General features: G+C 69.3%; 24 protein-coding genes and 1 tRNA gene. 10 read left to right on the forward strand and 15 right to left on the reverse strand.

The genetic code is table 11. The features are described from left to right. Window positions 1–178: 178 nt before the first annotated feature. The gene (locus OG758_RS04570) at window positions 179–628 is read left to right on the forward strand and encodes a GrpB family protein (RefSeq protein ID WP_326708732.1); all 450 of its coding nucleotides are present in this window, start codon (window positions 179–181) and stop codon (window positions 626–628) included. A 129-nt stretch (window positions 629–757) separates the two neighbouring features. After that, complete coding sequence (locus tag OG758_RS04575) at window positions 758–1,858, forward strand: haloacid dehalogenase-like hydrolase (RefSeq protein WP_326708733.1); 1,101 nt, start codon at window positions 758–760, stop codon at window positions 1,856–1,858. A gap of 191 nt (window positions 1,859–2,049) precedes the next feature. On the opposite strand, the gene OG758_RS04580 is transcribed toward OG758_RS04575, so the two are convergent. Further along, window positions 2,050–2,685, reverse strand: a complete 636-nt coding sequence (locus OG758_RS04580) for a TetR/AcrR family transcriptional regulator (protein ID WP_326708734.1) — start codon at window positions 2,683–2,685, stop codon at window positions 2,050–2,052. 176 nt (window positions 2,686–2,861) lie between these two features. Here OG758_RS04580 and OG758_RS04585 point away from each other — a divergent pair, with 176 nt between their 5' ends. Then, entirely contained in the window at window positions 2,862–3,674 is an 813-nt protein-coding gene (locus tag OG758_RS04585; protein WP_382060005.1) for a class II aldolase/adducin family protein, read from the forward strand. A 108-nt stretch (window positions 3,675–3,782) separates the two neighbouring features. Here OG758_RS04585 and OG758_RS04590 read toward each other — a convergent pair whose 3' ends face one another. Together OG758_RS04590 and OG758_RS04595 are read right to left on the reverse strand one after the other, a co-directional pair. Continuing rightward, complete coding sequence (locus OG758_RS04590; protein ID WP_326715803.1) at window positions 3,783–4,748, reverse strand: ankyrin repeat domain-containing protein; 966 nt, start codon at window positions 4,746–4,748, stop codon at window positions 3,783–3,785. A gap of 99 nt (window positions 4,749–4,847) precedes the next feature. Further along, entirely contained in the window at window positions 4,848–5,792 is a 945-nt protein-coding gene (locus OG758_RS04595; RefSeq protein ID WP_326708735.1) for an aldo/keto reductase, read from the reverse strand. An 84-nt stretch (window positions 5,793–5,876) separates the two neighbouring features. Between OG758_RS04595 and OG758_RS04600 the strand changes: the two genes are divergently transcribed. After that, window positions 5,877–6,518: a TetR/AcrR family transcriptional regulator gene (locus OG758_RS04600; RefSeq protein WP_382060008.1), complete on the forward strand. Its 642-nt coding sequence runs from the start codon at window positions 5,877–5,879 to the stop codon at window positions 6,516–6,518. A 19-nt stretch (window positions 6,519–6,537) separates the two neighbouring features. Here OG758_RS04600 and OG758_RS04605 read toward each other — a convergent pair whose 3' ends face one another. The 4 genes from OG758_RS04605 to OG758_RS04620 form a co-directional block, all read right to left on the reverse strand. Then, window positions 6,538–7,167 carry a TetR/AcrR family transcriptional regulator gene (locus OG758_RS04605; RefSeq protein WP_326708736.1) on the reverse strand — a complete coding sequence of 210 codons (630 nt, stop codon included), beginning with the start codon at window positions 7,165–7,167 and terminating at the stop codon, window positions 6,538–6,540. Window positions 7,168–7,309: 142 nt separating this feature from the next. Then, window positions 7,310–7,546 carry a chaplin gene (locus tag OG758_RS04610; RefSeq protein ID WP_326708737.1) on the reverse strand — a complete coding sequence of 79 codons (237 nt, stop codon included), beginning with the start codon at window positions 7,544–7,546 and terminating at the stop codon, window positions 7,310–7,312. Between the two features lie 112 nt (window positions 7,547–7,658). Continuing rightward, the gene (locus OG758_RS04615) at window positions 7,659–8,180 is read right to left on the reverse strand and encodes a hypothetical protein (RefSeq protein ID WP_326708738.1); all 522 of its coding nucleotides are present in this window, start codon (window positions 8,178–8,180) and stop codon (window positions 7,659–7,661) included. Next, entirely contained in the window at window positions 8,144–8,929 is a 786-nt protein-coding gene (locus OG758_RS04620) for an SDR family NAD(P)-dependent oxidoreductase (RefSeq protein ID WP_326708739.1), read from the reverse strand. The genes OG758_RS04615 and OG758_RS04620 overlap by 37 nt, the downstream gene beginning before the upstream one ends. A gap of 205 nt (window positions 8,930–9,134) precedes the next feature. Here OG758_RS04620 and OG758_RS04625 point away from each other — a divergent pair, with 205 nt between their 5' ends. Continuing rightward, window positions 9,135–9,623 carry a hypothetical protein gene (locus OG758_RS04625; RefSeq protein ID WP_326708740.1) on the forward strand — a complete coding sequence of 163 codons (489 nt, stop codon included), beginning with the start codon at window positions 9,135–9,137 and terminating at the stop codon, window positions 9,621–9,623. Here the strand turns inward: OG758_RS04625 and OG758_RS04630 are convergent. Continuing rightward, a complete protein-coding gene (locus OG758_RS04630; protein WP_326708741.1) occupies window positions 9,593–10,003 on the reverse strand; it encodes a Fur family transcriptional regulator in 411 nt (136 codons plus the stop codon). The two genes, OG758_RS04625 and OG758_RS04630, sit on opposite strands and share 31 nt — an antisense overlap. 484 nt (window positions 10,004–10,487) lie before the next feature. Here OG758_RS04630 and katG point away from each other — a divergent pair, with 484 nt between their 5' ends. Further along, window positions 10,488–12,719, forward strand: coding sequence for a catalase/peroxidase HPI (katG, locus tag OG758_RS04635; RefSeq protein WP_326708742.1), 2,232 nt, complete (start codon window positions 10,488–10,490; stop codon window positions 12,717–12,719). Window positions 12,720–12,828: 109 nt separating this feature from the next. Here katG and OG758_RS04640 read toward each other — a convergent pair whose 3' ends face one another. Beyond that, window positions 12,829–13,386, reverse strand: a complete 558-nt coding sequence (locus OG758_RS04640) for an HPP family protein (RefSeq protein WP_326708743.1) — start codon at window positions 13,384–13,386, stop codon at window positions 12,829–12,831. Between the two features lie 332 nt (window positions 13,387–13,718). On the opposite strand from OG758_RS04640, the gene OG758_RS04645 reads away from it, so the two are divergent. The 3 genes from OG758_RS04645 (at window position 13,719) to OG758_RS04655 (ending at window position 15,552) form a co-directional block, all read left to right on the forward strand. Next, window positions 13,719–14,294 (forward strand): hypothetical protein, encoded by a 576-nt coding sequence (locus OG758_RS04645; protein ID WP_326708744.1) that lies wholly within the window; start codon window positions 13,719–13,721, stop codon window positions 14,292–14,294. A 114-nt stretch (window positions 14,295–14,408) separates the two neighbouring features. Beyond that, window positions 14,409–15,206 (forward strand): hypothetical protein, encoded by a 798-nt coding sequence (locus OG758_RS04650; RefSeq protein WP_326708745.1) that lies wholly within the window; start codon window positions 14,409–14,411, stop codon window positions 15,204–15,206. A gap of 169 nt (window positions 15,207–15,375) precedes the next feature. Then, window positions 15,376–15,552, forward strand: coding sequence for a hypothetical protein (locus OG758_RS04655; protein ID WP_326708746.1), 177 nt, complete (start codon window positions 15,376–15,378; stop codon window positions 15,550–15,552). A 38-nt stretch (window positions 15,553–15,590) separates the two neighbouring features. On the opposite strand, the gene OG758_RS04660 is transcribed toward OG758_RS04655, so the two are convergent. The 5 genes from OG758_RS04660 to OG758_RS04680 all read right to left on the reverse strand — a co-directional run bounded on the left by OG758_RS04660 (window position 15,591) and on the right by OG758_RS04680 (window position 21,016). Beyond that, window positions 15,591–16,880, reverse strand: a complete 1,290-nt coding sequence (locus OG758_RS04660; RefSeq protein ID WP_326708747.1) for a YhgE/Pip domain-containing protein — start codon at window positions 16,878–16,880, stop codon at window positions 15,591–15,593. A gap of 236 nt (window positions 16,881–17,116) precedes the next feature. Further along, window positions 17,117–17,190 (reverse strand) — tRNA-Met (locus tag OG758_RS04665). 60 nt (window positions 17,191–17,250) lie between these two features. Continuing rightward, window positions 17,251–18,588 carry an enolase C-terminal domain-like protein gene (locus OG758_RS04670; protein WP_326708748.1) on the reverse strand — a complete coding sequence of 446 codons (1,338 nt, stop codon included), beginning with the start codon at window positions 18,586–18,588 and terminating at the stop codon, window positions 17,251–17,253. Window positions 18,589–18,628: 40 nt separating this feature from the next. After that, entirely contained in the window at window positions 18,629–19,966 is a 1,338-nt protein-coding gene (locus tag OG758_RS04675; RefSeq protein WP_266570401.1) for a gluconate:H+ symporter, read from the reverse strand. A 105-nt stretch (window positions 19,967–20,071) separates the two neighbouring features. Further along, on the reverse strand, window positions 20,072–21,016 hold the full coding sequence (locus OG758_RS04680) for a 5-dehydro-4-deoxyglucarate dehydratase (RefSeq protein WP_326708749.1): 945 nt from the start codon (window positions 21,014–21,016) through the stop codon (window positions 20,072–20,074). 165 nt (window positions 21,017–21,181) lie between these two features. On the opposite strand from OG758_RS04680, the gene OG758_RS04685 reads away from it, so the two are divergent. After that, window positions 21,182–21,943, forward strand: coding sequence for an IclR family transcriptional regulator (locus OG758_RS04685; protein ID WP_405656803.1), 762 nt, complete (start codon window positions 21,182–21,184; stop codon window positions 21,941–21,943). 44 nt (window positions 21,944–21,987) lie between these two features. Here the strand turns inward: OG758_RS04685 and OG758_RS04690 are convergent, their stop codons facing one another. Next, entirely contained in the window at window positions 21,988–22,863 is an 876-nt protein-coding gene (locus OG758_RS04690) for a LysR substrate-binding domain-containing protein (RefSeq protein WP_326708751.1), read from the reverse strand. Window positions 22,864–22,986: the final 123 nt, after the last annotated feature.

Below are 22,986 nucleotides of genomic sequence, written 5' to 3' on the forward strand. Positions count from 1 at the left end.
AGCGATATCCGGAGGTGAGGAAGAGCATGGAACTGGCTCCACCGATGGGAGGAGTACCGGAACAGCAGGACGAGCCCGACAGACCCTGATGGCATCCCGCCACAGCCTTCGAACCCTCCGCGGACGTCATTCGACGACTGAGCCGATTCGCGTCGGTCACCGGATACAACGGACTTCGGTGCCCGGCCTGGCGGCCAAGGACTGCATCGACGTGCAGGTCCGGGTGCGGTCGATCGACGAGGCGCGGCACAACGCCCCGCTCTCGGCGATCGGCTTCCGGCGCCGGCCCGATCCGTGGAACCGTACAGAAGTCTCCGGCGGGATCCCGTGCCGCAAGCTCGTCTTCGCGCCTCCGGTCGGCGCCCGGCCCTGCAACGTCCATCTCCAGGAGGGCGGAGGCCCCAACGCCCGCTACACGCTCCTGTTCCGCGACTACCTGCGCGCCGACGAGCCGGCCCGGCGGGCGTGGGGAGCGTTCAAGCGGAGGCTGGCGGCGAGCATGTCCGAACTGTTCGACTACGACCAGATCAAGGCACCCGCCACCGAAATCCTGACGGCTGCGGCCGAGCGGTGGGCGGCACAGACCGCCTGGACCGTCACGCCCCGGACCCCACCGGCTTCCGCGTGACCAAGGGTGGCGGCTGTTGCGCCAACTCCCGGTCGCAGACGCCGACATCGCGCCTACCCGCACCCCGCGTGCCCACTCCATGATTTCGATCATGGGTAATCCGTGCGCTTCGCCCTAGCATTGCGCGCCGTGAACAGACACCCGATGCGCAAGAAGCTCGTCCTCCTCGGCGTGGCGGGCGCCCTCACCGGCGCAGTGGTCGCCGCGGGCGCTCTTTGGCCGGACACCGAGGCCACGGCGGCGGCGGACGGCGCACAGCAGCGTGCCGTGGCGGCGGAGCTCACACACTGGCCGGCGCCCGTGGCGAAAAAGCTGGCGAAGGTCATCGCCGCGCATGACCACCAGGGCGCGTACGCGGTCTTCGACGCGGACAACACCACGTACCGCAACGACCTGGAAGAGTCCCTGCTCCCCTTCCTGGAGATGAAGGGCGTCCTGACGCGCGACACCATGGACCCGTCCTTGAAGATCATTCCATTCAAGGACACGGCCACGCACAAGGAGACGCTGACCGAGTACTACGCCCGCCTGTGCGACATCGACGACCAGGTCTCGTACCCGTGGGCCGCGCAGATCTTCTCCGGATTCACGCTGAAGCAACTCAAGTGCTACATAGACGAGTTGCTCGCCTACGACAAGCCGCTGCCCGGCGGGGTGAAGCCGCCGCAATTCTCGACGGGCATGCAGGAGCTCTACCGCACGCTGAGCACCCACGGCATCAAGGTGTACGTGGTGAGCGCGGCGAGCGAGGACCTCGTACGGATGGTGCTCGCCGACCCCAAGTACGGCTACGGCGTCCGGCCCGAGAACGTACTCGGAGTCTCCGCCCTCCTCAAGGACCGCAAGACGGGTGAAGTGACCAGCTCCCGCAAGGAGATCGCCGCCGGCCACTACGATCAGGCGAAGCTCGCCGACCGCGAACTGACGCCCACTCTCTGGGCACCGGCCACCTGGTACGAGGGCAAGCCCGCTGCGATCAGCACGTACATCGACGCCTGGCGGAAGCCCATCCTGGCCGCGGGCGACACCCCGAAGAGCGATGGTCCGATGCTGCTGCGGTCGACGGACGTGGAGCACGGCGGCGTGCGCGTCTGGGTCAACCGCAAGGACAGCTATATGAAGGAGATCGACGACATGAAGGCCGCGGGCGCGAAACGCCAGAAGGAGCTGGGCCAGAAGGTGACTGCGGACAAGAAGTGGCTGACCGTGACGCCGGAACAGATCCGCTGACGCCGGCGAGTTCCGCGTAGCCGCGTTCCGTGAGGAATGCGGCCATTTCGGTCCTGGCCGCCTCGACCTGACTGTTTCGTGCGCGGCTCTTTCGTGCGCGGCTCTTTCGTGCGCGGCTCTTTCGTGCGCGGCTCTTTCGTGCGCGGCTATTTCGTGCGCGGCTCTTTCGTGCGCGGCTATTTCGTGCGCGGCTATTTGTGTGGTGCGCCTGCCCCCGGCGACGCAGGCTCCGAGACCGCGTCGATCAGCAGTGGCAGAAACGTGACGGCCAGTTCCTCGGGTGCCAACCGGTCGGGTTCCACGAGGCTTTGGGCCAGGGAGCCTTCGTGGACGGCCGTCGTGAGGCGGGCCAGGGAGTCCAGGTCGACCGTGGGGCTGCGGCCGATGCTGGTGAAGAGGCGGGCGAGTATGCCGGCGATCTCCTCGCGCAGCCCGCGGTCCCGCTCCGCGAGGAGGCGTGCCGTCTCGGGATGCCTGATCGCGTGCAGGGTGAACTCGGTGGACAGCAGGTACCAGCGGCGCTCGGCCGCGTCGACGGTGCCCGTTCTCGCGAGTACCGCCCGCACCGGGTCGTCCGATTCCTCGAGTTCCGCGACGGCCTGCGTCAGACGGTCCACGACGCTCTGGGCGTGCAGGTCGAACAGGGCGAAGAAAAGCTCTTCCTTGTTGCGGAAGTTGGAGTAGAACGCCCCGCGCGTGAGCCCGGCCCGCTCGCTGATCATCTCGATCGAGGTTCCGTAGAAGCCGCGCTCGGCGAACGCCTCCTGCGCCGCTTCCAGCAGCCGCGCAGTCGTCTGCGGGCGACGCTTGGTGGGCCCCTTCGGCAACGCGTCCCTCCCTGGCCGTTGACACCCCGATGTGACCCGCAACACGATACAGCACGGTATCGGATACAAGTCTGCATCCCATACGGTGCTGTATCACATACGGGTGCCCCCACCCCTTGTCCGGTATAGCGCTGCCGGCGCGCCTGTGCCGTTCGGCGCTCACGAGGAGGCAATCGATGGACACGTTCACTGCGACAACACCGCCCCAGACCGGCATCGGACCGGTACCGCCGGGGTTCAAGGCGATGCTCCCGCCCACCTTCGATTCGGTGGAGCAGGAGAGGCTGCACCGCAAGCAGGAACTGGCCGCGGCCTTCCGGCTGTTCGGCAAGTTCGGGTTCTCGGAGGGCGTGGCGGGACACATCACGGCGCGGGATCCGGAGAACCCGCGGTGGTTCTGGGTCAACCCCTTCGGCATGAGTTTCACCCAGATCAAGGTCTCCGACCTCGTCCTCGTCGATCACGACGGAAACGTCGTCGAGGGCAGCCACCCCGTCAACCGGGCCGCCTTCTGCATCCACTCCGAAGTGCACAAGGCCCGCGAGGACGCCGTCGCCGCGGCCCACGCCCACTCTGTGCACGGCAAGGCGTTCTCCACGCTCCGCCGGCGGCTCGACCCGCTCACCCAGGACGCCTGCGCCTTCTTCGAGGGCCACGGGCTCTACGAGGACTTCCGCGGAGTCGTCAACGACACCGAGGAGGGCCGACGGATCGGTGAGGCGCTCGGCCCGCACAAGGCCGTCATTCTCGCCAACCACGGCTTGCTGACGGTCGGTCAGAGTGTGGCCGAGGCCGCCTGGTGGTTCATCACGATGGAGCGCTCCTGCCAGGCGCAGCTCCTGGCCATGGCGGCCGGCACGCCGTACCTCATCGACCGGGACACGGCGCTCCAGGTACGGGAGCAGATCGGCAGCCCGCTGTCGGGCTGGTTCCAGCTCCGGCCGCTGTGGGACCAGATCATCGAGGAGCAGCCGGACCTCTTCGACTGACGGCTCCGGCCCTGGGCCCACCGGCGGTTCGGCACTGGCCGGTACGCGGCCGTCGCCGCGCATCGAGCCGTGCCTGCTCGCGGTGACGCGTGACGGACACCTTCGTGGTCACGCGTACTTCCAGTAGTCACGCCGAGGCAGTTCGACCCACCCGTCCGGTGGCCCGATGACGGCACGCGCGTCGGTCAGGCGCAGGCCTGCATAGGCACAGGAGTAGGCCACCGCGTTGTGCTGGAAGAGGTAGGAGAACAGAACCTCCTCCGACGTGTCGCCGTGGTCCGGTCCACCGCCCGGGTGGAGGTCAGAGCCTTTGATGACCCCGTCCCGGGCGATGCTGCCCTGGTTGCCGCTCTTGGGGTTGGCGTACAGGCCGTAGCAGTAAGTGCCGGCGGACAGCATGGTCATCACACCTGGCATCTGCGGCGCATAGCCCCAGGGCTGGGTGACGACGCACCCGCCGGGCACGGTCGTCACTCCGATGATCTGGAGGCTCTCGTCCATGTCGTACGCGTAGGGGTCGTCCAGGAGTTCTTCCAGGTCCTCGCCGTCCGCGGGCTTCGCCTCCAGGCGGCGGATCGCCTCCTGGGCGTCGATCCCGGCCACGCAGGCGAGGCCCGTGCCGTCGTCGTGGAGGGTGCCCAGCGCCGCGACGAGGCGTCTGCCCTCCCGGGCCACAGCGTCCTCCGCCTCGGTCAGCCCGCGTTCACCCTCGGGCACCGAGAAGAGGTCCCGTGCCGGTCCGGCCAGGCTCAGCCGGCCGGGCGACCAACCGCCGAACTGGGGTCGCCAGGGGTCGGCCCCGGCGGCGGCCAACGCCCGTGCGTTGTCCGGCCGGTTCTCCATGACCGCCTCCCACAGCGCGGTCGTCCCGTCGTCGAGCGCGTCCACATCCCGTACACGTCGCGCCAGTTCCGCCACGACCTCCGGTGAGCCGAAGGCCGCCGCCCGGTGCAACGGCCGCCCCCCGCCCCACACTTCGGGATCAGCCCCCTGATCGAGACGCCGCCGGATGTTGTCGGCGTCCTGCCAGTGCTCCCACCTCACATCCGACCAGCCGTTGTTGACCTGTGCCATCTTCCGCCCCTTCAGTGCCTGCACGAGCAGTTCGTCGCACCGCCCCCGTACGAACACCATGGCAGAGGGGTCTGACAACGCAGGCCCTGGCGCGGGCGATCAGCCGATTCGTACGTCCGCCGAGCGCGACGGAACGGCGTCGAGCGAGGCGACCGTCGCCTCGTCGAGCGTGATCGCGCCCGCGGCGATGTTGGCCTCGAGATGGCCTGGGTCTGCGGTCCCGGGGATGAGCAGCGTGTTCGGGGAGTGCTGGAGCAGCCAGGCAAGGCCGACCTGTGACGGCGTACTGCCGAGGGACTTCGCCGCAGCCAGGACCGCGGGCTCCTCGGTCACCTTCGGAATGCCGGGGAACGCGCCGCCGAGCGGGAAGTACGGCACCCAGGCGATTCCCTCGGCGGCGCACATCTCCACCATGGTCTCGTCGTCGCGCGCCACGAGGCTGTACGCGTTCTGCACGCACACGATGCCCGCCGGGATCGCCCGGCGCAGGCCTTCGGCCGTCACGCTGCTCAGGCCGATCGCGCCGATCATGCCCTCGTCGCGCATCGCGGTCATGGCCGCGAGCTGGTCGTCGATGTCGACCGCCTGGTCGCCCTCGGCCCGCAGCCCGGGTCCGGAGTCGAGCCGCCGCAGGTTCACCACGGGGACCTGGTCGACACCCAGGGATTTGAGGTTGTCCTCGACGCTCGCCCGGAGCTCCTCGGGCCGCTGCGCGGGACGCAGGGGGATGCGACCGCCCGGATCGGGGTCGGCGCCGACCTTGCTCACGACGAGTACGCCGTCCTCGGGGCGGAGCGCCTCGCGCAGAAGCCCGTTGACGAAGCTGTTGCCGTAGAAATGGGCGGTGTCGACGTGGTCGACACCGAGCTCGACCGCGGTGCGCAGGAGAGCAAGAGCTCCGCGGCGGTCCTCGCGCAGGCGCTCGAGCTGCATCGCACCGAAGCCGACGCGCGAGACCGTGCGGCCCGCGAGCTGTCCGGGTCCTCCGGGGCGTGCCGCGCCCGTGGCCGTGGTGTCGGAAGAGGATGTGCCGGTGGTCGTCATAGGAAGTCGCTCCTGTGGGACGATTGGCGTAAGCGGAGGAACCTCCGCTCTATCGACCGTACCATTACCGGAGGGACCTCCGCTTTGACTCCGTCGGAACCGAAGCCCACCGGCACACCCGCCGGCACGCCCGCACCCGGCGGCAGGGCCGGGCGCGCCGAGCGCCCCCTGCGCGCGGATGCGCAGCGCAACCGCGAGAACCTCGTCGCTGTCGCGCGGGCCGCCTTCGCCGCCGCGGACGACACCGTCGCACTGGAGGGCATCGCCCGCGAGGCAGGCGTCGGGATCGGCACGCTCTACCGCCACTTCCCCACCCGCGAGGCGCTCGTCGAAGCCGTCTACGCCGCCGAGCTCGACGCCGTCACCACGAGCGTCCCCACGCTGCTCGAGGAGTTCCCGCCCGATGTCGCGCTCCGCGCATGGCTGGACAACTACGCGAAGTTCACGGCGACGAAGCGCGGGATGATCGACACGCTGCGCGCCGGCTGGGCCTCGGGACGGATCACGACCCCGACCACGCGTGAACGCATCACGGCGGCCATCGGGACGATCCTGACGGCGGGAGCCGAAGCGGGTTCGCTCCGCGGGGACGTCGACCCGGACGACGTCACCGCGATCGTCTTCGGTGCGTTCCTGTCGACAGCCGCCAACAGCAACACGCCGGAGCAGACCGGTCGGCTGCTCGATCTCGTCGTCGACGCCGTGCGCCCGAAGTCGCACTCATAGGGGCGACGGGGCCGGTGAGTCACTCCGCGTCGAACCGGCCCAGCAGCTCCAACGTCGTGTCCAACGCCGCCTCCAGATGGGTGATGCTGCCGGTGGCCATGAGGACGGTCACCCCGCCCTGCACCGCGGCGATCAGGGCCGCCGCCGTACGGTCGGCGTCCAGCGCGGGGTCCATGCGCCCGCTGCCCTGCATGCACCGCACGCCGTCCCTCAGCGCGGACTGCCACTGGGCGAGCAGTTGCCCGGTCAGTTGCTGCGAGGCGGGCGTTCTGCGGCCGAGTTCGGTCATGAGCACGCCCAAGGGGCAGTTGACGCCCTGCCGTTCGTAGCGTCGGACGACAGCGTCGCGCCAGTCGCGCCACGCCTGCCAGGTGTCGAGGCGGCCGAGGTCGTCCAGGTGGGGCTGCTGGTCCTCCAGGATCCGTTCCGCCTCCAGGGCGGCGACGGCGAGGAGCAGTTCGTCCTTGCCGCCGGGGAAGTAGTGGAAGATCTGGCTCTTGCTGGTCGCGGTGCGGGCGCGGATGTCGTCGAGCGTGGTCGTGGCGGCGCCCCGCTCCCTGATCTCGGCGGCCGCGCCCTCGACGATGCGCAGCCGGGTCGCGGCGCCTTTCGCGGTCAGGCGCACCGTCGTCGTCCCGCTGGTGATCATGGATTCCCTCGCCGCCACTGTGGACCTGCTGGTCCATTTTACGCGTCAGCGGCCAGGTCACCGCGCTGCGGACGGCCTGGTACTGGACCGGGCCCGCCCAGAGTCTCCCGGGCGGGCCCAGCCGTGATGCTCCGGCGCCGGATCAGCCGCTGGCGCAGCCGCTGCCTTGAGCGGGGTTCAGCAGACCGATGACACTGACGGAGTCGCCGCAGGCGTTGATCGGGATGCCGATCGGTAGCTGGATGACGTTGCCGGAGATGACACCGGGCGAGTTGGAGGCGACGCCGTCCGCCTCGTTGTCGGCGCTGGCCACGCCGGCGCCCGCGAGGACGGTGGCGGCGCCCAGGGCGGCAGTGACGATAAGGGTCCGGATACGCATTCTTCTCCTCAAGTGAGATGACGGTACTTCCGGACCAATAACACCCCTGTCACCTGCCGCGCGCGATTCATTGCACCCATCGGGGGCGTGGCGTCGGACCCCGGGGATGCCGTCAGCGCGTGGTGATCTCGTTGACGGAGAGGTTGCCCCAGGTGCGGTTGGCGGCCTCCACCACGAGGCGGACGCCTGTGGTGGCAACGGCGCTCGGGAGGCATAGCGACTCACGCTCGACGGTTGCCGTGTTGCCCGTCCACGTGATCTGCGCGTCGGCGGCCCGGGTCCCCCACGTCGAGCCGCCCCAGGTCTGGACGTCCGCCTTCGTGATGCCCTGGCCCTGACCCTGGCCGAAGTGGGTGGCCAGGACGACCTCGGAGACCGCACGACGGCTCGGGAAGGTCAGGGTGATGGTGCCCGGGCAGGTGACCCCGGTGCCGGGACCGGCCCAACTCGTGTAGTCGGAGCCGCCGGTGAGCGCGGCGGGCGACGTCGACCGACCGTTCCCGAACGTGGTGGTGGCCGCCGGCACGCCCTCGTCGCGGGGCCCCGCCTGCCCGGGCCGTGACACGACGACGCCCTCGCACCGGCAGGGACAGACCGTCAGCTCGGGAACATCCCCGCCGTCGCGTTGATCCACGTACCCGTGATCGAGGAGGCGGCGTCGGACGCGAGGAACGTCGCGAGCGCGGCGATGTCCGCGATGCGCGGCGAACGCTTCGTCATGCGCAGGCTGTCGAGGTGCGCGAGTACCCCCTGCAACGCCGCCTCGTCCATGGCCGGTGCCCCGGCCCTGGCCAGCTTCTCCGGCGTCAGCGTGTCCGCGACGCCGGCGGTCCAGATGCCCAGGGCGCGCACCCCGGACGGGCCCAGCTCCTGCGCGAGCTGGCGGATCAGCGCGTCCATCGCGCCGTCTGCGGCGCCGGTGCCGCCCAGCATCGGGGTGCCGTGCCGGGAGCCGCTGTCTAGGGAGAGGATCACTCCCCCGCCCTGGGCGACCATGCGCCGGGCGGCTGCTCGCGCGGTGATGAACTGGCAGGAGAGGCCCTGTACGACGGGCCGCGTGTAGTCGTCGACGGACATCTCCGTGAGCGGGATGCCCTGCAGATCGCCTCGCGGCACGAGGTTGAAGGAGATGTCGATCCGGCCGGCCCGCTCGACCACCGCGCCCGCGTGCGCCTCCACAGCCGCTTCGTCCAGGGCGTCGACGACGTCGTACTCCGCGCCCACCTCGGCCGAGGCCTTCCGCAGGGTGTCCTCCGTGCGCCCCGCCAGGAAGACCCGCGCACCCGCGTCCGTGTACGCCCGGGCCACGCCCGCTCCCAGGGAGCCGGCTCCGCCGTAGATGACCGCGACCTTGTCCTTCAGCACGTCCGTGGGCGTGAGCATGGGGCGTCGTCCTCTCCTCGGCCGGACGCCGCGTGCGTCCGCTGCTTCATAGGACTCATCGTCCGCCGAAACTCATCGGCGCACCGGCAGATTGTGTATCGGTGCCGCACTCCATGGGGTGAAGCTTGCGGGCCCGCCCGTTCGCCGCCGAGGACACGTGGGAGGGGTATGGCCGTACCTCCCGCCACCGGAACGAGGTCGTCACATGCTCCGCACCAGGTTTCTGTCCGTCACCGCCGCGTCCTTGCTCGTCTGGCTCGGTTCGGCGGCCCCAGCGGTCTCCGAACCGCCCGCCGCCACGGTCACCGTCACGTCTCCGGCCGCCGACTCCGTGCATCCCGTGGACAGCAGTCTCTTCGTCGGCTGGCGCAACGACACCGGGCAGGAGGTCGACGTCTGGCTGGCGCAGGACGACGGTGCGGGCGGGTCGCACCGCCTGTTCAAACTGGCCTCGAAGGCGAGCAGCAAGCCGACGAGTGAGCTGGTCACGGCGGTGCCCGCGGTGCCGGACGGCACCGACTACACCGTCGAGGTCACGACCCGGGACACGGGTGTACGCGGCTACAGCGCCCCCTTCGCGGTGGGCCCTGTTCCAGCCGCCGGCCCGGTCGTCGGCACCGGCACCGGCTCCGGAGGGGCGCCCGGGACGTCACCCAGCTGGGTTCAGGCGCAAGACGGGCACAGCCCTCGATAGGTCACCTCGACCTTGGACACCTCGAAGCCGAACCGCTCCTGCGCCGGGAGGCCCGAGAGCGGGTCGCCGGTCGGGTGGACGTCGCGGATGATTCCGCAGCCAGAGCACACCAAGTGCTGGTGCGGCCGGTGCGCGTTCGGGTCGTAGCGCTTCGCACGGCCGTCCGTGGAGACCTCCATGACCTCTCCCAGCGCGACCAGCTCGCCCAGCGCGTTGTACACGGTCGCTCTGGAGATCTCGGGCAGCCGCTGCACCGCGCGGGCGTGCACCTCGTCGGCCGTGAGATGCACGTGATCACCGTCGAGAACCTCCGCCACGACGCGCCGCTGAGAGGTCATCCGCCAGCCACGCCCCCGCAGTCGCTCAAGCAGGCCACTCATATCGGTTCACCTTTTCAGGTTCGGTGGGATACCCGAGGTTGACCGGCGCACTCCCGGTCCCATCGGAAATGCGATTGGTGCACTTCTTGACTTGGATTCTGTCCATCGTAGGATCGGTTATGGCGATAGCCAAGGGACAGGAAGACTCCAGTGCGGCAGGAGACAGAAGTTGATCACCTCCGAGGGGCGCGCGATCGTGCGTCGGTCGTTGCTCTCCTCATGCCGCCTGAGGCCCTCACCGCGCCCGACGCGGCCGGATTCGTGCCGCTTCGCCTCACTCTGAGCCGTAGTGTCGACCCGTCCCGGAAGACCACGGCCTCGCGATCGACACGGTCCACCCGATCGAGACGATCACCCCGATCACCCAGACCCCCGCGATCCTCCGGATCGACGAGGCTGAGGCCGTCCACGGGGCCCGCGCCCCACCCGTTCCACCGCCGTAGTTCCTGAGCAGTGTGATCCGCCCCGTCCGGAAGGATTCCCAATGTCTGAGAACCAAGATGCGATCGTCACAGACGCGAAAACACAGGACGGAGGAGGCTGCCCGGTCGTGCACGGCAGCGCCCCGCACCCGACGCAGGGCAACGGCGCGAACAGCCAGTGGTGGCCGCAGCGGCTCAACCTGAAGATCCTTGCCAAGAACCCCGCCGTGGCCAACCCGCTCGGCGAGCAGTTCGACTACGCCGCGGCTTTCAAGACCCTCGATCTCGCCGAGGTCAAGGAGGACATCGCGGAGGTGCTGACCACCTCGAAGGACTGGTGGCCCGCCGACTTCGGCCACTACGGGCCGTTCATGATCCGCATGGCGTGGCACAGCGCCGGTACCTACCGGATCAGCGACGGCCGCGGTGGCGCCGACACCGGGCAGCAGCGCTTCGCCCCGCTCAACAGCTGGCCGGACAACGGGAACCTCGACAAGGCACGCCGTCTGCTGTGGCCCGTCAAGAAGAAGTACGGCAAGAACCTGTCGTGGGCCGACCTCATGATCCTCACGGGCAACGTCGCCCTGGAGACGATGGGCTTCGACACCTTCGGGTTCGGCGGCGGACGTGTCGACGCCTGGGAGCCCGACGACGACGTCTACTGGGGTCCCGAGAAGACCTGGCTCGGCGACGAGCGCTACACGGGTGACCGTGAGCTGGAGAACCCGCTCGCCGCGGTCCAGATGGGCCTCATCTACGTCAACCCGGAGGGCCCCAACGGCAACCCGGACCCGCTCGCCGCGGCCCGCGACATCCGTGAGACGTTCCGCCGGATGGCGATGAACGACGAGGAGACGGTCGCCCTGATCGCCGGCGGCCACACCTTCGGCAAGACCCATGGCGCGGGCCCCGCGGAGGACGTCAGCGAGGCCCCCGAGGCTGCCCCGATCGAGGAGATGGGCCTCGGCTGGAAGAACGCGTTCGGTACCGGCAAGGGTGGCGACGCGATCACCAGTGGCCTCGAGGGGATCTGGACGAACACCCCGACGGCCTGGGACAACACCTTCTTCGACATCCTCTTCGGCTACGAGTGGGAGCTCTACCAGAGCCCCGCAGGCGCGAACCAGTGGCGGCCGAAGGAGGGCGCGGGCGCGGGGTCCGTACCCGACGCCCACGACGCGTCGAAGAGCCACGCCCCCACGATGCTCACGACCGACCTCTCGCTCCGGTTCGACCCGACCTACGAGCCGATCTCGCGCCGGTTCCACGAGAACCCGGCCGAGTTCGCGGACGCCTTCGCCCGCGCGTGGTTCAAGCTGACCCACCGCGACATGGGCCCGATCGTGCGCTACCTCGGCCCGGAGGTCCCGAGCGAGGAGCTGCTGTGGCAGGACCCACTGCCCGCGGTGACGCACCCGCTCGTCGACGCCGCTGACGTCTCCGCCCTCAAGGACCAGATCCTGGCCTCGGGCCTGACGGTGTCTCAGCTCGTGTCCACGGCATGGGCGTCGGCCTCGTCCTTCCGCGCCAGCGACAAGCGCGGCGGCGCGAACGGTGCGCGCATCCGCCTCCAGCCGCAGGCCGGCTGGGAGGTCAACCAGCCCGACGAGCTGGCGGCCGTGCTGCGCAAGCTGGAGGGGGTGCAGCAGACCTTCAACAGCGCCCAGTCCGGCGGCAAGCAGATCTCGCTCGCCGACGTGATCGTGCTCGCCGGTGTCGCCGGCGTCGAGAAGGCCGCGAAGGACGCGGGCTTCGACATCCAGGTGCCCTTCACTCCGGGGCGTGCGGACGCCACGCAGGAGCAGACGGACGTGGAGTCGTTCTCCGCGCTCGAGCCGTCCGCCGACGGGTTCCGCAACTACCTCGGCAAGGGCAACCGCCTTCCGGCCGAGTACCTGCTCGTCGACAAGGCGAACCTGCTCGACCTGAGCGCGCCCGAGCTGACGGTCCTCGTCGGCGGCCTGCGCGTCCTGGGCGCGAACTACGGGCAGTCGACGCACGGCGTCCTCACCACGACCCCCGGGTCGCTGACCAACGACTTCTTCGTGAACCTGCTGGACCTGGACACGACGTGGAGCGCGACGGCCGGCGACGCGAGCACCTTCGAGGGCCGCGACGCCTCGGGCAAGGTGATCTGGACCGGCACCCGTGCCGACCTCGTCTTCGGCTCGAACTCCGAGCTGCGCGCGGTCGCGGAGGTCTACGCGAGCGATGACGCGAAGGAGAAGTTCGTGAAGGACTTCGTCTCCGCGTGGGACAAGGTCATGAACCTGGACCGGTTCGACCTCTCCTGATCACGCATGATCACGAAGTCCAGGTCGGCCCGCACCGGGCCGGCCTGGACTTCCGTGTTTCCGCATCAATTCCCCGGCTGGTCCTGCGCCGGACACGCCGTCCCGGAGGTCACCACCAGTACGCCGGGTACTTCGGTGCCCCGCGCCGTACGCGAGAAGCGGCGAAGCCGGTCAGGGCGAGCAGCACGGTGGAGCCGAACAGCAGGGGCACGAAGCGGCCGGGCGCCGGCGTCTGGAGCACGACGATCACCGCGGTGGCGCAGGCCGCCGAGTGCGGGGTACGGGCGAGCATCGTCGCGGCGAGGGTGATGCCTCCCGCCAGTGCCGCCGTCCACGGGCTGCTGTGCGTCAGCGCGAGGACCGCGTAACCGGACCCGGCACCGAGCAGGTGGCCGATGACGAGGCTCCGGGGCTGGGCCAGGGGCAGGGTGGGCGCGCTGTGCACGAGGGCTGCGCTCGCGGCCAGAGGCGGTATCAGGACCGGCTCATGGATCATCGCGCCTATCGCCACGAGGCCGAGCAGGACCGCGGTGACCGCGCTGATGCTGTGGAAGGCCGCCGCCGCGGTGGGACGGGCCGGTGCCCGGCCGGCCCGGCGCCGCGGGCGGGGCGAATCAGGGGCAGGAGTGGGCTGCGGCTGCGGGCGCAGCAGGGAATCAGTGCTCACGGTGACGATTTCTGGGGCAGGCGGCTCGCGGCCGGCAGGACGACGGAAGAAGGAACGGTCGTAGCTGCGCGGAGCACACCTCTGTGATCAACAGTGGTTCTGACCTTGCGCCTGTCCCGGTGGGGCGGGCGCAGTCCAGGGGCGATTATACCTGCCGAGCCGGAGGCGGCGGGCGCGGGGGCGGCCGATCACCTGGCAGGTCTACCCGGGCGCCGGGCGTCACCCCGCGCACAGCACACCGCCTCGGAGCCTCGGCAGCTCTGCCTCATCCTGAACAGACCCTGACCGAAAGCTTGTTGAACGGTCTCGGGGCGCGCGGGAGCATTCGACCCATGGACGAACCCGGCGCCCGCTACGAGATCCGCTACACGTGGACCGCCCCGGCCTGGCTGGCTCTGGCGCTCGCCGTGCTCATCGGTGTGGGGTTCGTCCCCGGCGCCGAACCTCCGGGGAACGACCACATCGAGCTGATCTTCACGCCCTACGTGGTCCTGGTCCTGCCGGCCCCCGCCCTCCGGCGGACCGCTGTACACATCGGCCCCCGAGGCATCACTCTGGGCGGCCTGCTGATCTTCCGCAGGCCGGAGTTCCTTCCCTGGCCGGAGATCGTGTCCGTCACGTTCTGGGACGGCATGCGGGGGCCGGGACGGTTTCGGCACTCCGAACTCGAAGTGCGTCACCGCAGGGGGCCTGTCCCGCCACCGCAACCGGCCACGTCCCCCGCACTGCGCGAGTTGGACGCGTATCTGTCGACACACGTGGATCCGGCCTTCGTCGAGTCGTTCAGAGGCACCAAGGGGTCCACCCGTTCCATGGCGCTGTGCAAGGTGGACCCCGGACGCCTCGAACGGGCCGTGCGGGCCTTCGCGCCCCAGGTCCACGTCTTCGGCGATGTCGGCCGACCATGACGACACGACCAAGGATCTGACCGAACGCGAGCGTCGGACATGGGAGTTGAGTGACCATGGAGGCGTCTGCGGAGGCGGGCTCGGCGGCGATCGACGTACGGGGGCGGGGAATCCATGGCAGGACGCGAGGGGCCCGAACCGCCGTACTCGCCGGGATCAGCCGCATCCCGCAGCCTTGGCTCCGGATGCTTCCCGTGGACGGCGCTCGCGGTTCTGATCGCCCTGGTGTCCGGGCTGTTCCTGTTCCTCGGCAGCAGCGACGAACCCGGGAGCGGCCGACCCGGAGGCAGTAGGCAGCAGGCCTACGTCGACGAGATCGACGAGGCACGACAGCAGCTCTTCAAAGGCGAACTCGTCCGCACCAGCACGGAGTCGATGCATCTCGTGGCCGGCGGCGATCCGATCCCTTTCCGGGCCCAGATCCTGGGTAGTTGGCGCTCGGACGGGTCCGGGGAGACACACTCCAGGACCAGTGCGGGCGCTCAGATCGGCGTGAAGCTGCACTGCTCGGGTGCCCAAGTGCGGTGCACGCCGCTGTCGTCGGAGCGTCAGAACGTCATCTCCAAGAAGGACGCGGCGACATGGCTGTGGGATGTGAGCGCCGAGAAGGCGGGGACGGTCACCCTGTCCGTGACGGTGACCGCCTATTACCGGGACGGTGACACCGTGCTTCTTGAGCAACCTCCCGCCACCACCCACGTACAGGTGGCAGCCCCGCCCGGCGACAGCTTCGGTCGGGCCGAACAGGCGTGGCGGTGGCTTTCAGACGCGATCACAAGCCTGGGCGGCCTCGCCGTGTCCTTGACCGCCATCATCACCCTGGCCGTCCTGCTCGCCCGCCGGACAACTCCGGCGACCGGCCCCGAACCCGGCAATGACGACACAGAAGCGGACAGCAACTCGCCCTCCTGAGCGGTCCGGAGCGCCGCGACACTACGTGAGGCCAAGGTCACAGTTTCGCGCACAGTAGACACATCCGGGCCCAAATTCCCAGGTCAGAGCCGCCCGCAGGACAACTCCCCACCTCCGCCGCGTGGCGTGGGGACGCCGATTGTCACACCGACCCTCTAGGCTTCTTCACATGTCCACCACTCCGATCCCTGGTTCCGCGCGGTCCGCCGACGATCTGAACGAAGAGATTCGCTGCCTGATGCTGTGCAGCGGTGGCCGGTTGAGCGCGGAGCAGCGCCGGGAGTACGAAGTTCTCGTCATCGAGTGGTCCGCGGCGATACGTGGCGAGGTTGTGAAGGCCGCGTAAGCCCCGGGCCTCCCCCTGCCGGTCGCGCACCCGTGGCGTCACTCGGACGGCTGCGGAGTCATACGGTGCAGCCCCTTCCGGTCGTAGTACCGGGTCATCGCGAACCCGAAGGCCAGGGAGAGGGCGGCGCCGATCGCGATCATGATCCAGGCGCGCAGCAGACCGGCGTCGGCCCGTGCGTCGAAGAACAGGATCGAGCGGACGCCGCCGCTGAGCTGCCTCATCGGTTCGAAAATGCCGAGGAAGCGGTAGAAGCCGGGGACCGCCTCCAGCGGAATGGTCGCTCCGGACGACGGCAGGCCGAGGACGATGAACACGAACATGGACACGAGCTGCCCGATCCCGCCGAAGGCCGCGTTGATGGCCTGGACGCCCATGCCGACCGCCAGCGTGGCGCAGTAGGAGAAGACCCACAGCAGCGGCAGGTGGGAGGCGTCCATGCCGAGGATCCCGACGGTGGCCAGCATGATCAATGTGGTGGTGAGCAGTGTGATGCCGACGGTCATCGCCATCTTCAGGAGCAGCGTCTGGGTGCGGCTGATCGGCACGGTGGGGCGGCGGGCGTGCCAGGGGCCGATCTCACTGTCTGCGTAGCCGAGAGCGGTGTCGACGCCCATGCTGGTGAGGTTGGCGCCCAGGAACCCGGTCAGGACGAGCAGCAGGGTGTAGTAGAAGGCGCTCAGGCCCAGGCCGCTGTGGTCTCCGATGGGGTGCCCCACCTGCGTGGTGACGGCGATCGGGTCGGCGAGCAACAGCCTTGCGGTGGGGGTTACTTGCCGGTCGGCGTTGGCTGCCGTCAACTTCTTGCCGATGGTCTGGGAGGTCTGTTCGGCCGCCGTCGTGCTGATCCTGGCCGCCAGGGAGGAGCCGAGGCTGCCCATGCCGGGGTTGGTCAGTACGGTCAGCGTCGGTCGTTGCGTGGCCTTGCTGGTGGTGAGCGCGGCAATGGTGTCGGTGAAGTCCGGGGGGACGGCGAGGGCGCCGTAGACCTTGCCCGATTCCAGCGCGTCCTGGGCCTGACCGCGGGTGAGCGGATGCCAGTCGACCTTGCCGCCGGAGGTGTCGGCGAGGGCTGCCTGTGCGACCTGTGTCCCCAGGTTCTGGTTCTGCCCCGGCAGGGGTTTGCCGCGGTCCGAGTTGACGAGCGCGATGGGAAGGTTCCGCAAGTCGCGGTTCGGGTTCACGATGCCGCCCATGTAGAGCAGGGACAGCAGCAGTGCGAGCATCCCGGTCAGGATGGTGGGCACCAGCCACAGCTTCGGGCGACGCACGAGCGCGGAGGCGCGCGCCTTGGCTGTGGGGTGGCGTGGTGCACTGTCGTCGTCCATGATGCTCCTTGGTTCACGGCGCCGGGCCGGGTGATCGCACCGAGATCACTGGCCGGAAAGACCCGATCGAGGTGCAGTTGTCACCTTCTCTGCCGCGACGGCCGTCCGCGACCACCAACACGGCCGACGACTACGGCCAGGCGTTGTTCCAGGCTCCCGCACCGGCCCGGCCGAGCGGCGCACCCTGCAGACACAGCAAGGCCCGGATCCAGAAGGATCCGGGCCTTGTCCATCAGTAGCGGGGACAGGATTTGAACCTGCGACCTCTGGGTTATGAGCCCAGCGAGCTACCGAGCTGCTCCACCCCGCGTCGGTAGACACCACCGTACGCCATCGCAGCCGGTCCCCATGACCACGTGCCCGCGGATCGCTAGCGGACGAGGCACGGGCGCTTGCTGTCGAACTGCCAGTCCGGGACCAGATACCGCATCCCAAGGGCGTCGTCACGCGCCCCCAGGGCCTTCGTCCTGTAGAGGTCGTGGGCTGCGAGGAGCCGGTCCATGTCGAGCTGGACGCCCAGGCCCGGGGCGTCGGGCACGGCGATCTCACCGTCGACGATCCGGGGCGGGGCGGTGGTGAGGCGCTCCAGGCCTTCCTGCCAGATCCAGTGCGTGTCCAGGGCGTTGTACTCGCCGGGGGCGGCGGCTCCGCAGTGGGCCACCATGGCGAGGGAGATGTCGAAGTGGTTGTTGGAGTGGCAGCCCCATGTCAGCCCCATCGCGTTGCAGAGCTGGGCCACGCGGACCGAGCCCTGCATGGTCCAGAAGTGCGGGTCGGCCAGGGGGATGGAGACCGACTGGAGCGCCAGGGCGTGGGTGAGCTGGCGCCAGTCCGTGGCGATCATGTTGGTCGCGGTGGGCAGGCCCGTGGCGCGGCGGAACTCGGCGAGGATCTCCCGGCCGGAGTAGCCGCCTTCGGCACCGCAGGGGTCCTCGGCGTAGGCGAGGGTGCCGGACAGGGGCGTGCACAGCTCGATCGCCTCGCGCAGCGACCACGCGCCGTTGGGGTCGAGTGTGATCCTTGCCTCGGGAAAGCGGTCCTTCAGCGCCTGGACGGCCCTGACCTCCTCGGCGCCTTCCAGGACTCCGCCCTTGAGCTTGAAGTCGCGGAATCCGTACCGGTCGTACGCGGCCTCGGCCTGGCGGACGATGGCGTCGGGCGTCAGGGCCTCTTCGTGCCGGACGCGGTGCCAGTCGACGGCCGAGTCGGGTTCGCGGACGTATTCCAGGTCGGTGCGGTCGGGGTCACCGACATAGAAGAGGTAGCCCAACACCCTTACCGAGTCACGCTGTTGGCCGTCGCCGAGGAGTGCCGCGACGGGGACGTCGAGGTGCTGGCCCAGGAGGTCGAGCATCGCCGACTCGACTGCGGTGACTGCGTGGACAGTGGTGCGCAGGTCGAAGGTCTGGGCGCCTCGGCCGCCCGCGTCGCGGTCGGCGAACCTGGCTCCGATCTCGCGCAGGACGCGCTTGTAGTCGCCCACCTTCGCGCCGACCACGAGGGACTCGGCGTCGCGCAGGGTCTGGGTGATCTTCTCGCCGCCCGGCACCTCGCCCAGGCCGGTGCGGCCTTCCGAGTCCTGCAGGACGACGATATTGCGGGTGAAGTAGGGGCCGTGCGCGCCGGAGAGATTCAGTTCCATGCAGTCCCGGCCGGCGACCGGATAGACGGCGAACGCGGTGACGGTCGGCTGCTTGCTCAAGGTCATTGCGGTTCCTGGGGTCGGAAGGTGTGCGGGTTGGTGTGTGTCACAGGCTCAGGAAGTCCAACGCCCATTCCATGGCAAGTACGCCGCCCAGGCCCAGCACCGCGAGCACGGTCGTGTACGTGGTCCTGACCTTGATCGCGTCGATGACCGAGAGGTTGAAGTACTCCTTGAAGAGCCAGAATCCGGGGTCGTTCACATGGGAGAACGCGATCGAGCCGCAGGAGACGGCGAGAACCATGATCTCGGGGTGGATGCCGCTGCCCGCCAGCAGCGGAAGCACGACGCCGGACGCCGTGACGACGGCGACCGTCGCCGAGCCGAGGGCCACGCGCAGGATGACCGCGATGAGCCAGGCCAGGATGAGGGGCGAGATGGCCCAGCTGTCCGTGACGTCCTTGATGTAGTCGGAGATCCCGCCTTCGACGAGGACGTTCTTGAAGGCGCCGCCGGCGCCGATGACCAGGAGGATCATCGCCATCGCCTGGGCCGCCGAGGCGCAGGAGGCGCTGACCTCCGTAAGGCTGCGGCCGATGCGCGGCCCGAACGCCCAGATCGCCAGGAGCAGCGTCAGCATGAGCGCGATCGGGGCCGAGCCGATGAAGGCGACCGCGTGCAGGAACGGACTGTCGCCGGACGTGACCATGTCGATCACCGCGGCGCCCGCGATCAGGACCACCGGGAAGAGGGCCACGAGCAGTGACCAGCCCATGCCGGGCATCTCTTCGTCGGTGAACTCGCGGTCGCTGACCAGGCCCTTGGGGATGGACGGGTTCATCGCCTTCACGAAAGGCAGGCGCGGCCACGCGAGGGCGATGAGCGCTCCGGCCGGTACGGCGATGAAGAGGCCGTAGAACAGGGTGTGTCCGACGGAGGCGTGGAAGGTCGCGGCGACGGCGGTGGGGCCGGGGTGCGGCGGGAGGAAGCTGTGCATGGTGGACAGGGCGATCGACATCGGCAGCCCGACCCACAGCAGCTTCGCGCCGGTGACCCGTACGAGGGTGAACGCGATGGGCACGATGATGATGAAGGCGACCTCGTAGAACATGGTGACGCCGATGAGCATGGACGTGACCACCATGGCCACCTGCACCCAGCGCGGCCCGAAGGCGTCGAGGAGCCGGTTGGCTATTCGTTGCGCGGCTCCGGAGTCACCCATGACGCGGCCGACCATGGCGCCGAGGCCGATGGTCAGCATCGTGTCGCCGATCTGGCCGCCGATGCCCTCCGAGAGGACGTCCGGGATCGTCGCCGCCGGAATCCCCTGCACCAGGGCGACGCCGATCGCCACGAGGAGGAGGGCGGCGAAGCCGTTCATTCTCAGCCTGGTCATGAGGAAGAGCAGAATCAGAACGCTGATTCCCACTACGACGAGAGGCAAGGCAGTTCCCCTTTGAACTGTGGATCGAACTTCGGATCGCGGGTCGGGCGGGTATGAAGCTGGGCGCGGCGAAGCTGTGGGGCTTCGACTACGCGTGTCCTGCGGTCAGTTGACGCGCCGCACTGCTCCGACCAGGTTCAGCCCGGCGTCCAGCACCTTCTCGAGATCCGCGAGGTCGGCGGGCGACGGGTCGGTGAGCGGGGCGCGAACAGGGCCGACCGGGAGGCCGCGCAGCCGGGCCGCGGCCTTGACGAGGGAGACGGCGTAGCCCGGCACGCGGTCGCGCAGTTCCACCAAGGGAACGTAGAAGTCGCGCAGGAGCTTGTTCATCGCCTCGTCGTCGCCCGCCCGCAGCGCGGTGAAGAAGGCCTTCGCGATTTCGGGCGCGAACGCGTGAACGGCGGAGGAGTAGGCGGGCACACCGACGGTGGCGTAGGCGCGGGCCTGCATCTCGGCGGTGGCGGCGCCGTTGAAGAAGAGGAAGCCGTCGGGTGCGGCGAGTGTCAGGCGCTGGAGCCGGTCCAGGTCGGAGTGCCCGTCCTTCAGGCCGACGACGGTGGGGATCCCGGCGATCCGGCGCAGGGCGTCCGCACTGAAAGTGACCTGGTCGCGCTGGTACGCGATCAGCGGCAACCGGGTGCCCGCGGCGATCCGCCGCAGCTGTTCCACCAGTCCGTCCTGCGGAGCACCGACCAGGTAGTGCGGCAGCACGAGCAGCGCGTCCGCGCCTTCCTCCTGCGCGATCCGGGCGAACCGCAGCGCCTGCGACCAGCCGTAGCCGATGCCGGCGACCACCGGGAGCCGCCCGTCGGCGACCTCGACCGTGACCCTGACGACCGCCCGGTACTCCTCCTCGTCCAGCGAGAAGAACTCCCCCGTTCCGCAGGCGGGGAAGACCATGCCCGGCGCGTTGACCAACTGGGCGGTCAGATAGGTCCGGTAGCCGTCCAGGTCGAGGCTGCCGTCGTCCCGAAGGCTCGTGAGCGGGAAGGACAGCACCCCCTTCGCCATCCCGTCACGCAGCTTCTGCGCGACATCCTCGGATTGCATGCCGACCTCGTTCATAGATCTGATCCCCATATGCAGATGGCGTCCATGTATGAGAATGGAGGCTAAGTCGGTGAACTGGTCGGGTCAATGGGTGAGGCCCTGCCGATTTACGATGACCGGCACCGGGAAGCAGGGGGAACGCGCGTGACATCAGGGGTCCGTGGGGTGAAGTCGGCGTTGCGCACGGTCGCGCTGCTGGAACTTCTCGCGGCGAGGGGCGACCGGCCCGCACGCCTGGACGAACTCGCCGAGGAGCTGGACGTGCCGCGCAGCAGCATGTACCAACTGCTGCGGACCCTCGTCGACTGCGGCTGGGTGCGTACGGACACCACCGGTTCGCTGTACGGAATCGGGATCCGCACCCTCCTCACGGGCACGAGCTACCTCGACAGCGACCCACGTGTGCGTTCCGTGCGCCCGTATCTCGACGTGGCGTCGGACGCGCTCGGCGAGACGATCCACCTGGCGCGGCTCGACGGTCCGCACGTCGTCTATCTCGCGACCCGCGAGTCCCACGAGTACCTGCGCACCATCAGCCGCGTCGGCCGCCGGGTCCCCGCACACGCCGGCGCCCTCGGAAAAGCGTTGCTCGCCGAGCGTTCGGACAGCGAACTACCGCTCGCCGAAGGCCCGTTGGCCGCCCTGACGGAGAACACCCTCACCGACCGCGACGCGTTGCTCACCGACCTGGCGGGCGTCCGCGAAAGGGGCTACTCCATCGACCGCGAGGAGACGGTGACCGGCATCGCGGGCTTCGGCTTCGCCCTGCGGTACGACGCTCCGGCGGTCGACGCCATCAGCTGCTCGGTTCCGGTCGCCCGCCTCACCGGGGAGCGCGAGGAACGTGTCGTCGCCGTCATGCGGGACGTACGGACGAGGATCGAGGCGCTGCTGTCACCCCGCTCGGGGGCGCCTGACTGGCGGTGAGTGCGAGCAGGGGCCGTACTCGATTGGTTGGCTCCCGGCTTCCGTCACAGGTGGCGGAGCAGGGCCTCCAACGCCGGATTGTCGTTGTTCCTGCGCCACACCAGATTCAGCTCGACCGGCTTGGGTTCCCTCAGGGACAGCGGCTTGTAGGTGATCCCGCCGAACCTCATCTGCGCCGCGGCCTCCGGGACCAGGGCGATGCCCCAGCCCGCGTTCACCATCGCCAGAATGCTGTGCACCTGGCTGAGGTACTGGGTGAAGACGGGTGTGACCTGGGCGGCGCGGAAGATGCTGACGAGCAACTCATGGAAGTAGCGGGCCTCGACCGGCGAGTACATCAGGACCTCCTCCCCGTCGAAGTCCTCCACGCGCAGGTCGCCCTCGCGCGCGGCGAGCGGATGGCCCGTGGGCAGGGCGGCGAGCAGACCCTCCCTGACCGCGGGCCGGGTCTCCAGGTCGGGCCCGGTGTTCGCGGGGCGGATCATGCCCAGGTCGAGGGAGCCTTCGGTGATGGCCTCCAGCTGGTCGCGGGTGACCAGTTCACGCAGCACCACCTCCACGCGGGGCATGGCCGAGCGGGCCACTTCGAGCAGCGTGCCGAGGGCCGAGTTCGCACTGGCCGCCGTGAACCCGATGGCGATGGCTCCGGCCTCACCGGCCGACACCTGCCGTACGGCGAGGGCCGCGTGCTCGGACTGACGCAGGATGTGGCGCGCCTCGTTGAGGAACGTGCGGCCCGCCGGGGTGAGCCGCACGGAGCGGTTGGTGCGGTCGAGGAGCTGTACGCCAAGGTCGTGTTCGAGGAGCTGGATCTGCCGGCTCAGCGGGGGCTGAGTCATCCGGAGGCGCTCCGCGGCGCGGGTGAAGTGCAGTTCCTCGGCCACCGCCACGAAGCTCACGAGCTGTGCCAGCGTGAACAATGATTCTCTCCGGGTATCAGCGCATGCAAAATTGGTCTTGGACGTGGATCAATCGCCGACTCTAGCTTCAAGGGGAGTCAACGCCTCCGTCGGCCGCACGGCCGACAGCAGCCCGCGCCGACA

It is taken from the genome of Streptomyces sp. NBC_01474 (genome assembly GCF_035918215.1).
In the GTDB taxonomy this organism is placed as follows: Bacteria; Actinomycetota; Actinomycetes; order Streptomycetales; family Streptomycetaceae; genus Streptomyces; species Streptomyces aureus.